Here is a 16,017-nt window from a genome sequence, read left to right as displayed (position 1 = left end):
TCAGTTGGCCTGTCCCGTCCCGGAGTACGTGAGTTGGAGAGTCGCGCCTTTGCAACCGTCCTGGAGCTGCAACGTGTCCAGCATCCGCACTTGCGGCCATTTGCTTTGGGGCACTCCCAGCGAGGTCAGCGAGCTGGGCCCTGACGGAGCTGCTAACGGGTACGTTCCGGAGTATTGGGTGATTTGGTAGTCAGCGCTGCTGCAGGGGAGGTTGGCGGCCACCGCTGCCGGCGTGCGCAACACCTGCGCAATCGCAACCGTCAGGTTGGTGACGGCGATGCTCTTGTTCTCGGGGTTGGAAATCTGCAGCTCCACTGCCCTGGACACTCCAGGCGCCAGCAGCCCATTCAGTGATCCCGTGACGCCGAAGGTCCGCTTGACTTCCTGCACTTGCAACTGCCCCGGCGCTGCGTTGGACTGGACGGAGCCACCGGCCCCCTTCACGGTGAAGTCGAACTTGCCGACCGTCGTCGTGGTGGCGGTTGCGATCGTCAAAGTCACCTGCGCGGTACTGCCGGAGCCCAGAACAACCGACGACGGCGACCACGCGGCTGTCGCTCCAGCCGGAAGGCCCGTAACGGTGAACGTCACGGGTCCAGTGAAGCCGCCCGTCGACGTGGCTGACACCGCAAAAGTGGCGGACTGCCCTTGATCCAGGCTGCGGCTCGAAGGAGACAACGCCACCGCAATCCCCTTGACTACTTTGGCCGTATTGACCGACGTGGCGCTTTGCCCACCACTTGCAGCGAGAGTCGCCGCCGGTACCAAGGCCACGACGAGCGCAAGCAACAGCGCCCGGAGTGGTACTCCGGATCGACGGAAAGGCGCAGTGCGCTCTGGCCGGTGGTCCATGGAAGCTCTTTTCGGACGGAAGCGTTCAGGCGGAAGGAATGCGGAAGCCGGGGACCACCACTCGCAAGGTGGTCCCCGGCAGGCACGCGCTACTGGCTGGTGACGTTGACAGTGACGGTCGCGGACTTGCAGGCGTCCTGGTTCTCGGTGGCGCTGTCGTTGAACTTCAGGACACCAGTGCCAACGGACGTTCCGGCCGAGTTGGCTGCGACGAGTGAGTTAGTCGTGTCGGCGGTGACTTCAAACCATGCCGGCAGACAGGTTGCGCTACTCGTGGTTACGTTTGCACTCAGTGCTCCGACTACCGTGCCGGATGTGGTCGAGTTATCGGCCGTGTAGGCCACTGCAGTTTGGTTGCCCGGGGCCAGGCCGGCATTGAACGTGGCGTGCAGCGTGACAGTTCCGCCACCTGCTGAGTTGGCGGCCGAGCCGCTGCCGGAACCGGTGGTGGTCCAGTAGGCGTAGGCGGCTCCGCCACCTACGGCTACCAATGCCACGCCTGCGACGGTGGCGGTGATCCGGCTCTTCTTGGAAAGCTTGCGCATGGTATGACTCCTTGGTTGATCTTTTTTCCGGGGAGCCGCATCGCAACCCCCAGCACCCGACCGTTTCCGACGGATGAAGCGATGCCCCAATAGTTCAGCCCGGCAAGACCCAGTGGCTACTCTTGGGTGTACGCCTCTTTTCCGCCCGACCAAGGGGTCAGGAATACGCTGAACCGGCTGGCGAGTACTCAGTTTTGGGTTTTGGGACTACTTGGTTCGACGTTGCGTCGTCGACGCGCAGGACGAGCTTGCGTGCGGATCTGACAGCGCCCTTTGCCACGCCAGCTCTGGCCGTTCCCCGTCAATGGATAAGCTGGCAGCGGTTGGATCAGGAGTACTCAGTTTTTGCGGCCCGGTACCTGTCTTGACAAGGTCGCTGCGGGCCAGGCATTCGCGAAATTCAGCTCCCAGTGCGCCAATATTGTGCCTATCTTGAGCAAAAACTGCGCTGGCGTTCGATCCGTTCGAGGGTGAGAGTGCCCCATTCCCCTTGACCATCAGTAACCTTACTAATATCGTGGATTAGGTCATGATGTGACGGACCGCATGCTAAGCCGGTCCCAAGGGCCCCATGAAGTGGGCTCCAGCAAATCAAAAAAGTTCCGCCCGCAAGTGCTAATGACGTGGGGGAAGCCTTCGGGAGGCACAGGTGCCGCAAAGTGCGGTACCGGAAGGAACGATCAGAAATGCGAACAAAAGTCATAGCTCCAATCACGACCATCGCTTTATCCGGCGCCATGCTCTTCGGATTTTCCGCGCCGGTAGCGAACGCGGCCCCGCCGCCCGCGGCCAGCGCGCAGCAGCTAGCCGACGTAGCGGCGACTCCGATTAACCAAACGATTCAAGGCGTCGGCACCTTCGTCGGAACCTTTACGCCTACCCAGTTCGGGACCAGCAACGGACAACTCACCGTCACCGGCCTGGTGCAGGGCACCTTCACCAGCGTGACTGGCGTGGTCACTCAAGTCAGCCAGATCGTCACTACCACGGTAGGAACGGCCCAAGCTGACGCAGCTTGCGACATCCTGAACCTGGACCTTGGCCCATTGGATCTGAACATCCTTGGCTTGCGGATCCAGCTCAATGAAGTCCAGCTGGATATCACCGCCGTTCCCGGCGCGGGCAACCTTCTGGGCAACCTCCTGTGCGCTGTTGCCGGCCTTCTTGACGGCAATGCGGCGGGCGGGCTGGCGAACCTGCTCAACCGCCTGCTCGGCCTCTAACCGGGAAATCAATTAACCAACAAAACCGGATCAGCGTTCCGCACATCAACGACAACCGCATTATGTGCACGGAGTGGTCGTAGCCCCTTGGCTGCGGCCCCTCGTGCGTGCAGTGCCGCTCGTCCGATCATTGAAACAGAGCTTCCTGGCCCTTCGTTGGACGCGTTGTAGCAGCTTTAGTTGGCGCCCCGGCCCTTGCCCTTCTTTTCGTCCCCCTGGCCCTTTTCGTCTGATTGGCCGCCTCCTTGGCCCGTACCCGCTGATGTGCTGTCCCCCGGCTCAACGACACCCGGTGATTCGGTTTCCTGCGCAACCTCGGTTGGGCTGCTCTGCTGGCTGGCTTCTGACGACGGAGCATCTCCCTGCCCGCTGCCCGAGTTCGACGGAGGCAGCTGAACGGTTTGCACCGGCCCTGGAATGAGAACTGTTTCCACCGGCCCAGGGGTGGTAATCGTCACCACTGGCGTCGGGGTGCCTCCCGGGGAAGGAAGGTTGGAGTCCTGGGTAACCGGAGATGGCGATGTAACGTCTGCCGGCAAGGGCTCCTGCCCAGACAACGCCACTGCGAGGGGGACGGCTATCGCTGCCGCAAGAAGGACCATCAACAATGCCCCGAGCCTGCCCCTTCCCCCACTTCTATGAAGCCTGGGGGAAACTGCGGTAGTTGGCCCGACGGCGGGCGCCCTGGCAGGCAGAGGCGGCAAGAGCGCCGTAGCCGCTGGGTGTGCATACGCCTCTTGCCAGGGGCGACCCAGGAATTCTTCGATCTCCGCGGCAGTCGGCCTGTTGTCTGGTTCGAGGTCGGTCATGGACTTCAGCAGCTCGGCTATGGGGTGATGGATCTGCTCAGGGATGACCGGTGCACGGTGAAGCCGGGCCGCAGCGGACTCTATTGGCGTCCCGGGATACTCGGTCCTGCCAGTGAGACACTCCAGGAGCACCAGGCCGAGGGAGTAGATATCGCTGGCAGGAGTTAAGGGACGGCCGAGGGCCTGTTCCGGGCTGAGGTACTGGGCGGTTCCCACCGTCATTCCGGTGGCGGTCAGGCGGCTGCCTTCCAATATTCTTGCCACACCAAAATCGGCGAGTTTCACTACGCGATCAGGGCCCGGAGTTTCCGAAACCAGGATGTTGGCGGGTTTGATGTCCCGATGAATGACTCCGCTGCCGTGAACTTGCACGAGGGCACCTGCAAGGGCGTGGCCGATGTGCGTTGTTTCCGCGAGGCTGAGCGGGCCCCCGGCAAGCACCGAGCGCAGATTGTTTCCGGAAACCAGTTCCATGACCAGGAAGGCCTGCGGCGGGCCGGACGTTCCAGTGTCCACGCCGGCGTCGTAAATGTGCACCAAACCGGGGTGATCAAATCCTGCCAGCAAGCGCATCTCTGACTGCTGACGCTCTTCGAAGCCCTCGTCGGCCGAGCCTGGCGAAAAGATCTTAAGTGCAACGTCGCGCAGTAGGACTTCATCACGCGCCTTGCAGACCGTGGACATTGCCCCGTGTCCGAGTAGCTCCAGAACGCGGTAGCGGCCGTTGAGAATGTCCCCGCCGCCTGCTGGATCAACGAAAGCTTCCCCGCCTGCCCTCACGGCCCTACACCTCTTGCGTCTAAGCCGCTGCGCCGATCAATCCTGCGCTGCGATGCAGTTGCTAAGTAACCTTCCTATGGCAAACGTACAGCCTCTGCGGCACCTTGCCAACCATGGAGTTTGCTACTACTTTTCCCGAAAAAATCGGGGGAATTTCGCACCTAAAGCTCCGGTCACCGGAGCCCTTCGACGACGGGTTTTGGCATTGGAAGTGCCTCCAAAGAATTGAAGCTGTAGAGCTGAATTCCCTCGATGGCAGCACGCGCCGATAGCTCGTCGATGAGGGTGCCCGGCGTGTATCGTTCCCCGATCAGGAGCCTCCGCGCAAGCGGACCCTTGCGACTGACAAACTTCAGAGACGATCCCACTCCGATCTTCGTGGCAAGCGAGACCAGCTTTACCTTGGGCACGGCCCCAGCCACACCTGCCCAGACCGGAAGGAGCACACCCTCACGGCGGAGCATTGCCATATAGTCATGGATCTTGTCCGCCGAGAAACACATCTGCGTGACGATCTTGCTGGCGTGCTCTTGCTTCTCCAGCAGTGCATCAACCAAGTGCGGGCTGGTGATATCCGGATGCCCTTCGGGGTACCCAGCCACTCCAACGCTCATCGCTCCGGAGGTTATCTGGGCAATGTCGCGCAGCAATTCCCCACCAGTGGAATACGAACCCGAGGGCTGCCCGTCGCCACCGATGGCGAAGACTTCCGTGATGCCCGACGCCGAGCAGTCGCCCAGTATGGCGGATAGTTCGGCGCGGCTTTCGAGAGCCCTCGCCGCAAGGTGGGGAACCACGGTATAGCCGAGCTCCCTTAGCTGGACGGCGGCCCGCAGTGTGGCACCGACACCGTGCTTGGGCAGGCAGGTAATGCTGATCGCGGCAGACGTCGGCAATGCCTTGCTGACGACGTCCACAATTCCCTCGGACGGGATGATCTCAACGCGGAGGGGAAGCATGCGTGTCCTTTAGATCTGGGTTTAGGCGTGGGCGGCGAGGATGGTGGAGGCTTCCTGGCGGGTGGTGCCGGAGGACTCGATGTGGGCCAGGGCGGCGGGGATTTCCCAGCCTTTCTTGCGCATTGCAGTAGCCCACAAGCGTCCGGCCCGGTAGGAGGAGCGGACCAGGGGTCCGGACATGACACCGAGGAAGCCGATTTCTTCGGCCTCGTGCTGGAGGTCCACGAATTCCTGGGGCTTGACCCACCGGTCCACGGGCAGGTGCCGTTCGGAGGGGCGCAGGTACTGGGTGATCGTGATCAGGTCACACCCGGCCGCGTGCAGGTCCCGCAGGGCTTCGGAGATTTCCTCGCGGGTTTCGCCCATGCCCAGGATCAGGTTGGACTTGGTCACCATGCCCAGGTCCCGGCCCTGGGTGATGACATCCAGGGAGCGTTCGTACCGGAACGCCGGGCGGATCCGCTTGAAGATCCGGGGCACGGTCTCGACGTTGTGCGCGAACACCTCGGGCTTGGAATCGCAGATCGCGGCGATGTGTTCGGGTTTGCCGGAGAAGTCCGGGATCAACAGCTCCACCCCGGTGCCCGGGTTCAGTTCGTGGATCTTGCGGACCGTTTCGGCGTACAACCAGACACCTTCATCGGCGAGGTCATCACGGGCCACGCCGGTGACCGTGGCGTAGCGCAGCTGCATGGCCTGCACGGAGCGGGCCACCTTGGTGGGTTCGAACATGTCCACCGGGGAGGGCTTGCCGGTATCGATCTGACAGAAATCACAGCGCCGGGTGCATTCGGACCCGCCGATCAGGAACGTCGCTTCCTTGTCTTCCCAGCACTCGAAAATGTTCGGGCAGCCGGCCTCTTCACAAACCGTGTGCAGGCCTTCCTTCTTCACCAGGTTCTTCAACCCGACGAACTCCGGCCCCATCTGGACCTTGGCCTTGATCCACTCGGGCTTGCGTTCAACCGGGACAGCCGAGTTACGCTGCTCAACGCGCAGCAACTTACGGCCTTCAGGTGCCAGGGTCATGGGTTTACTTCCTTGTTGGTTGTCTCATTTTGTCTGTTGCCAGGCCCGCTATGCGCCCTTCAAGAGCGTTCAATCGCGCAAAGCAGGCCCCTCAACGCAGGTAAGTGTCAGCATTCGACGACGTTGACGGCCAGGCCGCCCATCGCTGTTTCCTTGTACTTGGAGGACATGTCCTTGCCGGTCTCGCGCATGGTCACGATGACCTCATCCAGCGACACCCGGTGCGTGCCGTCACCCCAGAGCGCCATCTTCGCGGCGTTGATCGCCTTCGCCGCAGCGATCGCGTTCCGCTCAATACACGGAATCTGCACCAACCCCCCGATCGGATCACACGTCAACCCCAGGTTGTGTTCCATCGCGATCTCCGCCGCGTTCTCCACCTGACCCGGGGTACCACCCATCACCTCGGCCAACCCGGCAGCAGCCATCGACGACGCCGAACCCACCTCACCCTGGCACCCCACCTCAGCCCCCGAAATGGACGCCTGCTCTTTATACAACACACCCACAGCACCCGCGGCGAGCAGAAACTTCACCACCACATCGTCCTTGTCGGCCTGGGACGCTTTGTCCATGCCCGGGGCGTAATTCAACGCGTAATACAGCACCGCCGGGATGATCCCCGCCGCGCCGTTCGTCGGCGCCGTGACCACCCGCCCGCCCGTCGCGTTCTCCTCATTAACAGCCAACGCGATCAGGTTCACCCACTCCTGCCAATACTTCGGATCGTTGCGGTCCTTGTCTTCCTTCAGCAACCGCTCCAACCAGTCAGGAGCACGACGCCGGACCTTCAGGCCTCCGGGCAACACACCCTCACGCTTCAGACTGGTTTCAACACAAGCCTCCATCACGTGCCAGATATGCAAAAGACCCTCCCGGATCTCCTCCTCACTCCGGGACGCCCGCTCGTTGACGAACATGATCTCGCTGATCCCCAAGCCCTTCGAGGAGCACCGGCCCAGCAACTCAGCAGCCGTCCGGAACGGCAACGGCAACTCCGCCTTCGTCTCCTCCAACTCCGCCCGAGCCGCGTCCTCCTCACCCTCCCGGACAATGAACCCGCCACCCACCGAAAAGAACGTCGCCTCCCGCAAGGTTTGGCCCTCAGCATCAGACACGGCAAACTTCATCCCGTTCGTATGCCGCGGCAACACCGTCAACGGATGCAAGACCATATCCTCCACGGCGTATTCGAGAAGTTGGCCACCAGCCAGATTGAGCTTCCCGGTTTCCGCGATCGAGGCCAACCGCTCCTCCACCTGGTCAGGCAGGATCTCCTCGGGGTCGAAGCCCTCAAGCCCGAGCAAGACCGCGGTGAACGTACCGTGTCCCTTGCCCGTTGCAGCCAACGACCCATACAAGTCAACCCGCAACGACGCCACCGACCCGAGCACGCCGGACTCGAGCAGCTCGCGGGCAAACACCGCCCCAGCCCGCATAGGCCCCACAGTGTGCGAACTCGACGGGCCAATGCCCACAGTGAACAGATCAAAGACTCCAACGGCCATGGTTTTTCCTTACTCAGTAAAACTTCAACAAATCCGCTCCGCCCCCAATGCCAGAGCGGACGCTCATCCGTCCCAACCAAAGCAACGCGGGGTCACTTGTGGCCCCCAAACGCACCCAACATGGGCCACAAGTGACCCCGCGTTGGCTTAATCCCAGTTGCGCGCCCCGCCGTTTCGTGGGTTCCCTGCGGAACACGCCGTGCGCACGGCACGTTCCGCAGCGAACCCCCGAATCGGGCAGCCAATACATTCCCAACCGACCCTGCGCCTTCGGAGCACCCTCGGCAGCTGGATCCATTCACAAACAAACGAACCCGCCAGTCCCGCTCCAACACGGCGACCCAAGAGTTGCCCCCTTCGGGGCCGGCATCCGGAAGCGGGCGTCTAAGGGAGCATCGCATCCGCTCAGCGGGTGCATATGCGACCGAGCCCGCGGAGGATGTCGGCCCGACGGGCCAAGAGACAAGGATCAGGCGAGGTTCGCAATCCCCGGGTACAACGGATGCGCCTTAGCCAGCACATCAACCCGGTGCCGCAACCCGGAAAGGTCCGCATCGGCGTCGGCAATTAACACTTCGGCGATGATGTCCGCAACCTCGCGGAAGGCTGCTTCCCCGAATCCGCGCGTAGCGAGGGCCGGTGTGCCGATGCGCAGGCCGGAGGTGACCATGGGCGGGCGCGGGTCGAAGGGGACGGCGTTGCGGTTGACGGTGATGTCAATCGCGGCGAGACGGTCTTCTGCTTGTTGGCCGTCGAGTTCGCAGTTGCGCAGGTCAACGAGGACGAGGTGCACGTCCGTGCCGCCTGAAACAACTGTGATCCCCTTTTCGGCAACGTCCGGCTGGACCAGGCGTTCGGCAAGAATCCGGGCGCCCGCAAGGACGCGCTCCTGGCGTTCCCGGAACTCCTCGGAGGCTGCGATCTTGAAGGCGACGGCCTTGCCGGCGATCACGTGCTCCAGCGGTCCGCCTTGCTGTCCCGGGAACACAGCCGAGTTGATCTTCTTGGCGATGTCGGCGTCGTTGGAGAGGATGATGCCGCCACGCGGACCGGCGAGGGTTTTGTGCGTGGTGGATGTGGTGACGTGGGCGTGCGGCACCGGCGACGGGTGCAGGCCAGCCGCAACCAGTCCGGCGAAGTGCGCCATGTCCACCATCAGGTAGGCGCCCACGGAGTCAGCGATCCTACGGAACTCGGCGAAGTCCAACTGTCGCGCATATGCGGACCAACCGGCAACGATCAGGGCTGGCTTGTGTTCCTGTGCGAGGCGCTCCACTTCGGCCATGTCCACGGTGTGGGTGTCCTCGCGGACGCCGTAGGGGACCACGTTGTAGAGCTTGCCGGAGAAGTTGATCCGCATGCCGTGGGTCAGATGGCCTCCGTGGGCCAGGTTCAGGCCCATGATGGTGTCGCCCGGCTTGATGAGTGCGTGCATCACCGACGCGTTGGCCTGCGCACCGGAGTGTGGCTGGACGTTCGCAAATTCGGCGCCGAACAGTGACTTGATGCGGTCAATCGCGAGCTGCTCGATCACGTCCACATGCTCGCAACCACCGTAGTAGCGCTTACCCGGGTAACCCTCGGCGTACTTGTTGGTCAGCACGGAGCCCTGGGCCTGCATCACGGCAACCGCTGTGTGGTTCTCTGAAGCGATCATTTCCAGGCCGTCGCGCTGGCGGCCCAGTTCGTCGTCGATCTTTGCGGCGATCTCAGGATCGAGGTCAGCCAGCTTCGCATCCAACGACGCCGATACGACCTGCTCGAATTCGGTCACGGCCGCCGGGTTCACAGTTCGCCACCGTTCGTTGCAGCGTATTCCTCAGCCGTCATGAGCGGTCCTTCTTCCGTGGCCGCCACCTTGAACAGCCAGCCGGCACCGTAGGGATCGTTGTTGATCAGGGCAGGATCATCGACGACGGCGTCGTTGATCTCGGTCACCTCACCCGTCACGGGCGAGTACAAGTCGGACACGGACTTCGTGGACTCAACTTCACCGCAGGTCTCCCCCGCAGTAACCGTGGAGCCAACCTCGGGCAGATCCACATAAACGATGTCGCCCAAGGCATCCGCAGCAACGGCGGAGATCCCAATCCCCACAGGCCCGGCCCCATCCGAAGCAACCCATTCATGCTCGGCCGAGTATTTCAATTCAGCAACTACCTTGCTCATTCCAACTCCTTCTCTCACTTACTGAAAACCTTGAAAGATCACCTGCGGCAGGTTGACCATCCCCCAGCGCTTAGGGGTTCAAACAGCGCCCCAGCCACAATGGTTCGGTTCCGGCGACCGGCAGCATGCGTCTAAGGGAGCGTCGCGTCCGCCCAGCGGGCGCTCACGCGACCGAGCATGCAGAGGTCGGCGGGACCGAAGACCCGGAACTACTTTTGGCGCTTGTAGAACGGCAGGGCTACTACTTCGAACGGCTCGGACTTGCCCCGGAGGTCGACCTCGACGATCGTGCCCGGCGCTGAATGTTCGACGTCGACATACGCCAGGGCGATCGGGTAACCGAGCGTTGGGCTCGGCTGGCCGGAGGTGACTTCGCCGACGAGTGAGCCGTCCTTGAGGACCGAGTAGTGGGCCCGTGCTGCACGGCGGCCCGCGCCTTTGAGGCCGACGAGCTTCTGGCCGATCGTGGATCCAACGCCGGCAGCCTTGATACCAGTCAGAGCTTCCTTGCCGATGAAGTCGCTTTCCTTGGCCAGGGAAACCACCGGGCCAAGGCCTGCGGCGTAGGCGTTGACGTAGCGGGAGAGTTCGTTGCCGTAGAGCGGCATCCCGGCTTCGAGGCGCAAGGAGTCACGTGCTGCAAGGCCCGCGGGGATGAGGCCGTGGCCTTCGCCGACTTCGAGGAGTGCTTCCCAAAGGCCAGCTGCGTCGAGGTTGGGGATGTAGATCTCGAAGCCGTCTTCGCCGGTGTAGCCGGTGCGTGCCAGCAACAAGTCCTGCCCGCTAATGGAGACTTCAACGGCCGCGTAGTACTTCAGTTCGCTGACCAGCGCGTGCTGCTCGGCGGGAACCAAGGTCAGCAGAATGGCTTCGGCGTTCGGACCCTGCACTGCAATCAGCGACGTCTCAGCCGAGGCGTCGTCAACCACCACGTCGAAGCCGGCCGCGCGCTCCAGCAATGCCGCCGCGACTACCTTGGCGTTACCCGCGTTGGGGACCACGAGGTACTGATCCACGCCTTCTTCGGGAGAGGGTCGGCGGTACGAGATGAGGTCGTCGATGATGCCGCCGTCGGCGTTGCAGATCAGCGAGTACTTCGCCTTGCCCACGGCGACCGCGGACAACTTGCCCACCAGCGCGAAGTCCAGGAACGCTGCCGCGTCCGAACCGGTGACCCAGACTTCGCCCATGTGGGAGAGGTCGAACAAGCCGGCGGAGTTCCGGACTGCGTGGTGCTCAGCAAGCTCGGACTCGTATTTGAGAGGCATCTGCCAGCCGCCGAAATCCGTGAAGGACGCGCCGGCCTTTTTGTGCTGCTCATAAAGAGCGGTGTAGTTCTCAGTCATGACGGTGAATCCTTAGTTTTCGAAGTCCGTGAGCGGAGGGCAGGAGCACACAAGATTCCGGTCCCCGGCGGCGCCGTCAACGCGGCCGACCGGCGGGAAGTACTTATCCTGCTTGAGGTGGTGGACAGGGAACGCTGCCTGCTCACGCGGGTAGTCGCGGTCCCAAGCAGAACTCACGACGGCGGCAGCCGTGTGCGGCGCGTTGCGCAGCGGCGACTTTTCAACAGTGAAGTCGCCGGCGGCCACCTGCTCGATTTCGGCACGGATAGTGATCATGGCCTCGATGAAGCGGTCGATCTCAGCCAGGTCCTCGGACTCGGTCGGCTCCACCATCAAAGTGCCCGCAACGGGGAACGCAAGCGTGGGAGCGTGGAAACCGAAGTCGATCAGGCGCTTGGCCACGTCCTCAGCGGTGACGCCCGTGCGGGCAGTCAGCTCACGGAGGTCCAGGATGCACTCGTGGGCCACGAGTCCGCCTTCGCCGGTGTAAAGGACTGGGAAGTGCTCATCCAAGCGGGAGGCGACATAATTGGCCGCAAGCAGCGCAGACTTGGTGGCTTCGGTGAGGCCTTGGCCGCCCATCAGCTTCACATAGGCCCAGGAAATCGGGAGCACGCCCGCGGAACCATAGCGGGATGCCGAGATGGCCACGCCACCTTCAGATGAAACGTTGTTCGCATCCCCGGGCATGAAAGGTGCCAGGTGGGCCTTGGCTGCAACCGGACCAACACCGGGCCCGCCACCACCGTGCGGGATGCAGAACGTCTTGTGCAGGTTCAGGTGCGATACGTCGCCGCCGAACTTGCCCGGCTGGGCGAGCCCAACGAGCGCGTTGAGGTTTGCACCGTCAACGTATACCTGTCCGCCAGCGGCGTGAATGGAGTCGCAAACCTCCCGGACGTCAGCGTCGTACACGCCGTGGGTGGACGGGTACGTGATCATGATGCAGGACAGGACGTCCTTGTTGGCTTCGATCTTGGCCGCCAGATCCGCGTGATCGATCGTGCCGTCAGCGGCCGTGGCCACCACAACAACCTTCATGCCGGCGAGCACAGCCGACGCAGCGTTGGTTCCGTGGGCAGACGCCGGGATGAGGCACACGTTGCGCTGGTCGTCACCGCGGGACAGGTGGTAGCCACGGATCGCCAGGAGCCCCGCAAGCTCACCCTGGGAACCGGCGTTCGGCTGGATGGAGACCTGATCGTAGCCGGTGATCTCGGTGAGGTCGGCTTCCAGTCCTTCAATGAGCTCGCGCCAGCCAGCGGTCTGGTGATCGGGAGCGAACGGGTGGATCGAGGCGAACTCAGGCCAGGAAATTGCTTCCATCTCAGCTGTAGCGTTGAGCTTCATGGTGCAGGATCCCAGCGGAATCATGGTGCGGTCCAAGGCGAGGTCCCGGTCGGACAGCTTGCGGATATAGCGCAACAGCTGTGTCTCGGAACGGTGCGTGTTGAACACGGGGTGCTGCAGGAAATCACTGGTGCGGAGCACATCAGACGGCAGCTCAAACCCTGAAGCGTCCTTCACCGGGCCGGCACCAAAGGCGACGGCTACCGCGGAGAGGACCTCCGGCGTCGTGGTTTCATCGAGGGAAACGCCAACCGTGTCAGCATCAATGCGGCGCAGGTTGATACCGCGGGCTTCGGCAGCGGAGATGACTTTGTCAGCCTTGCCGGGTACGCGGACAGTGAGGGTGTCGAAGAAGGATTCGGACACGAGTTCACGGCCAGCGGTCTTGAGGGCGGTGGCCAGCGTGCGGGCGTGCCCGTGGACGGTTTCGGCGATTGCCTTCAGGCCTTCCGGACCGTGATAAACCGCATACATCGAGGCCACGATGGCGAGCAACGCCTGGGCCGTGCAGATGTTGGACGTGGCCTTCTCGCGTCGAATGTGCTGCTCGCGTGTCTGGAGCGCGAGTCGGTACGCGGGGACACCGGCGTTGTCCTTGGAGACGCCCACGATGCGGCCCGGAAGCGTCCGCTCCATGCCTTCGCGGACGGCCATGTACGCAGCGTGGGGGCCGCCGAAGAACAGCGGAACACCAAAGCGCTGCGCAGTTCCGACGGCGATATCGGCACCTTGTTCGCCCGGGGGCGTGATGAGGGTGAGCGCCAAAAGGTCGGCAGCGACAGTGACCAGCGCGCCGCGTTCCTTGGCCGCCGCGATGACGCCTGAGTGATCGAACACGCGGCCGGAAACGCCGGGCTGCTGCAGGACGATGCCGTTGATGTCGCCGTCGGGCAGTCCGAGCGAAAGGTCAGCAATCTCCACTTCGAAGCCCAGCGCTTCCGCACGGCCCTTCACGATCGCGATGGTCTGCGGGAGGAGGTCGGCGTCCAGGACGGTCTTCCCGTCCTTGGCAGTTTTGGACTTGTTGGCGCGTCGCATCAGCAGCACCGCCTCAGCCACAGCGGTGGCTTCGTCCAGCAGCGAAGCGTTGGCTACCGGCAGCCCCGTGAGGTCCTGGACCATGGTCTGGAAGTTCAGGAGTGCTTCGAGCCGGCCCTGCGAAATCTCGGGCTGGTAAGGCGTGTACGCCGTGTACCAAGCCGGAGCCTCGAGGATGTTGCGGCGGATGACCGGGGGCGTAACGGTGTCGTAGTAGCCTTGGCCGATCAACTGGATGGCAGTCTTGTTCTTGGACGCGAGCTTCCGTAGCTCTGCGAGGACCTGCACCTCGGTGAGGGCGTCCTGCAACTTGAGCGCGGTGTCCTGGCGGATGGAATCGGGGACCGCAACGTCTACCAAGCCGTCTACGGAGTCGTAGCCGATGGCCTTGAGCATGGCGTCAACGTCGGCCTGGCGCCGGGCGCCGATGTGCCGGTCCGCGAAAGCGGTGGGGGTTGATTGAACAGTCAAGAGGAACTCCATGATTCAGGCGCCCTATGTGCGCCACGATGATGTGGGTTCCTCCCCGCTCTGTATTGGACCTGAGAGATTCCGCAGGAATGGTTGCCTGCTTGCACCGTCGGTGAGCCCAGTTACCTGGACTGCTTTCCAGAGTTGCCTCGCCGTGGCGGTACGTGGGCCTGAGAGATTCCTGGGGAGGATTTGCTCCTACGGCGCCTGACTGGATGTACCGGCAGGACTCTCCCGCCACAGATCAAAAGCATTGCGTCACCTCAGTGACACGGTTCACACCATAGCGGGTTATCTGGAAAAAGCGCAAGCAAGGGATACCTACCGATGCATTGCCTCGTGGATCTGGAGTGCGAACCACAACTGGGCAACCGTGGAGGTTTCACCCATGTCCAGCCCCGTCAATTCGCCGATTTTCCGGATCCTGTAGATGATGGTTTGCCGGTGCGCGAACAAGGCTGCGGCAGTCTTTTGCCACGAACGCTGCGAGTCCAAATAGGTCCTCAGCGTGACGAGGAGATCGCCTTCCTGGCTCTGCTCGTAATCGAAAATCGGCCCCAGGAGACGCCTGACCAGCGCAGTTCCTTCCTCGAAACCTGTCAGCCCGAGCCACGACGGTCCCTGCGCATATCGGGCCAGGCCAAGCTTGTTCGCCCGGGCCGATCCGAGCGCCCAGAGGGACTCCTGCAGCGCGCGCTGAATGCCGGCCACTGCCGCCGGAGCGCTGATTCCGATCGCTGCATCCGCCCCGGCACAATGAACCAGGACGTCGTCCGGCACATCAGCGGGGACCACCACGTGCAGTCGGCTATTCCGCTTCAACGAAGCCGACGCAACCCCGTGCCGCCACAGTTCGATGTGCACGTTGGCCAGCCCGTCGCCGTCGTTCGCTGCTTGGGCCAGCCCCGCAGCCGGCCCCGCTGAAATGGCCGCCCCAGCTGCCATGGAGGCAAGCAGGAAGTCCTGCGGAGGAACCCCAAAAGTTGCCAGCCTGCTCTCCATCTCGGCCGCGCCCAAGCGCCCATCCATCGCTTGCAGCAGGAACTCGCCAGCCAGTCGGTGGCGGCCTTCCAGAGACAGGACGATGCGCGAGAGCTGCAGTCCCAGCACGGTTGCCGCGTGCAGGAGTACGACGGCGTCCGGGTGCGGTTCGCTGTTGGGCAGCACCACGAGGAGCGCGTTGGCGTGGGTCGGGATGTCCATGGTCAGCACGTGCCGGCCCCTGATCCGGTGCCACTGGAAATTCTTGCCCGCCAGGGACACCTGCCCGGAAAGCGGAGCCCATTCATTCGCGAGGAACTCCGGGAGCCGCTGTCCCTCGGGATGCCAGGGATGGAGGCAGCGGCGATCCACCACGAACAGTTCCGCGTCCAGTTCGGTGGCAAGCCGTTGGACCAGGCTCTGCCAATGGTCCTCGGAGGCTCCGGCCGTGCGGAGAAGGTCGTAAACCCTGGCTGTCTGCCGCAAGCGCCGGGACTCTTCGAGCAGGGAAGATTCGGCAACCGAGCGGGCGATCGCGATGAACGGCAGCGGGTACGGGATGTTGATCAGTGGCAGCGGCAGCCGGTCGCAGGCAGCCAGGAACTCCTGCGTCAGAGGGGGCGCGTGCATCTTCTCGCCGATCGCCAAGGCACTTGCCCCACTGTCCATGAGCGCCTCTGCGAGCGCCACCTGTCCCTCGGCGTCTGCGGGAATCGACAGCCCATTGGTCATCATGAGTTCACCGCCGGTAACCCATTCCCACAGCCTGGGCAGGTCCGAAGTGTGCGCCCAGGTGATCCGGTTGTCGCGGCCAGCATCACCGGCCAGGAGGGTGAGCCCCAGTTGGGGTTCAGCCACGAGCTCGGCGACGGTGATTGCCATCGGAAGGGTTCCTGACTCTATGATTCCGGGGGCCATTTGGGGCTGTTTAGACATTCGTCTAAGCGCCTCGGCCAT

12 protein-coding genes and 1 riboswitch are annotated in these 16,017 nt (G+C 63.0%); of the genes, 1 reads left to right on the top strand and 11 read right to left on the bottom strand.

The window, feature by feature from the left end; translation table 11 throughout:
* Together ACTAQJ_RS17890 and ACTAQJ_RS17885 are read right to left on the bottom strand one after the other, a co-directional pair.
* Positions 1–852: a hypothetical protein gene (locus ACTAQJ_RS17890; protein WP_498698119.1), complete on the bottom strand. Its 852-nt coding sequence runs from the start codon at positions 850–852 to the stop codon at positions 1–3.
* Positions 853–941: 89 nt separating this feature from the next.
* Entirely contained in the window at positions 942–1,397 is a 456-nt protein-coding gene (locus ACTAQJ_RS17885; protein WP_498698118.1) for a hypothetical protein, read from the bottom strand.
* A 686-nt stretch (positions 1,398–2,083) separates the two neighbouring features.
* Between ACTAQJ_RS17885 and ACTAQJ_RS17880 the strand changes: the two genes are divergently transcribed.
* On the top strand, positions 2,084–2,620 hold the full coding sequence (locus ACTAQJ_RS17880; protein WP_431117172.1) for an ABC transporter substrate-binding protein: 537 nt from the start codon (positions 2,084–2,086) through the stop codon (positions 2,618–2,620).
* A 176-nt stretch (positions 2,621–2,796) separates the two neighbouring features.
* Here ACTAQJ_RS17880 and ACTAQJ_RS17875 read toward each other — a convergent pair whose 3' ends face one another.
* From ACTAQJ_RS17875 to ACTAQJ_RS17835, 9 genes are all read right to left on the bottom strand, one after another.
* Entirely contained in the window at positions 2,797–4,209 is a 1,413-nt protein-coding gene (locus ACTAQJ_RS17875) for a serine/threonine-protein kinase (RefSeq protein WP_498698116.1), read from the bottom strand.
* A gap of 173 nt (positions 4,210–4,382) precedes the next feature.
* A complete protein-coding gene (locus ACTAQJ_RS17870) occupies positions 4,383–5,168 on the bottom strand; it encodes a methylenetetrahydrofolate reductase (protein ID WP_498698115.1) in 786 nt (261 codons plus the stop codon).
* Positions 5,169–5,189: 21 nt separating this feature from the next.
* Positions 5,190–6,197 carry a lipoyl synthase gene (gene lipA / locus ACTAQJ_RS17865; protein ID WP_224093011.1) on the bottom strand — a complete coding sequence of 336 codons (1,008 nt, stop codon included), beginning with the start codon at positions 6,195–6,197 and terminating at the stop codon, positions 5,190–5,192.
* 107 nt (positions 6,198–6,304) lie between these two features.
* Positions 6,305–7,705 carry an L-serine ammonia-lyase gene (locus ACTAQJ_RS17860; protein WP_498698113.1) on the bottom strand — a complete coding sequence of 467 codons (1,401 nt, stop codon included), beginning with the start codon at positions 7,703–7,705 and terminating at the stop codon, positions 6,305–6,307.
* Between the two features lie 469 nt (positions 7,706–8,174).
* On the bottom strand, positions 8,175–9,494 hold the full coding sequence (glyA, locus tag ACTAQJ_RS17855) for a serine hydroxymethyltransferase (RefSeq protein ID WP_498698112.1): 1,320 nt from the start codon (positions 9,492–9,494) through the stop codon (positions 8,175–8,177).
* Positions 9,491–9,874: a glycine cleavage system protein GcvH gene (gene gcvH, locus ACTAQJ_RS17850; RefSeq protein WP_377654965.1), complete on the bottom strand. Its 384-nt coding sequence runs from the start codon at positions 9,872–9,874 to the stop codon at positions 9,491–9,493. The genes glyA and gcvH overlap by 4 nt, the downstream gene beginning before the upstream one ends.
* A 209-nt stretch (positions 9,875–10,083) precedes the next feature.
* Positions 10,084–11,220: a glycine cleavage system aminomethyltransferase GcvT gene (gene gcvT, locus ACTAQJ_RS17845; RefSeq protein ID WP_498698110.1), complete on the bottom strand. Its 1,137-nt coding sequence runs from the start codon at positions 11,218–11,220 to the stop codon at positions 10,084–10,086.
* Between the two features lie 12 nt (positions 11,221–11,232).
* The gene (gene gcvP, locus ACTAQJ_RS17840; RefSeq protein WP_498698108.1) at positions 11,233–14,079 is read right to left on the bottom strand and encodes an aminomethyl-transferring glycine dehydrogenase; all 2,847 of its coding nucleotides are present in this window, start codon (positions 14,077–14,079) and stop codon (positions 11,233–11,235) included.
* 148 nt (positions 14,080–14,227) lie between these two features.
* Positions 14,228–14,326: riboswitch (glycine riboswitch) on the bottom strand.
* A gap of 74 nt (positions 14,327–14,400) precedes the next feature.
* Entirely contained in the window at positions 14,401–15,942 is a 1,542-nt protein-coding gene (locus tag ACTAQJ_RS17835) for a PucR family transcriptional regulator (protein ID WP_498698107.1), read from the bottom strand.
* Positions 15,943–16,017: the final 75 nt, after the last annotated feature.

The organism is Arthrobacter sp. alpha11c (genome assembly GCF_054149985.1).
The sequence above is the reverse complement of the archived record's forward strand: the minus strand, read 5'-3'. Positions and strand labels throughout refer to the sequence as shown.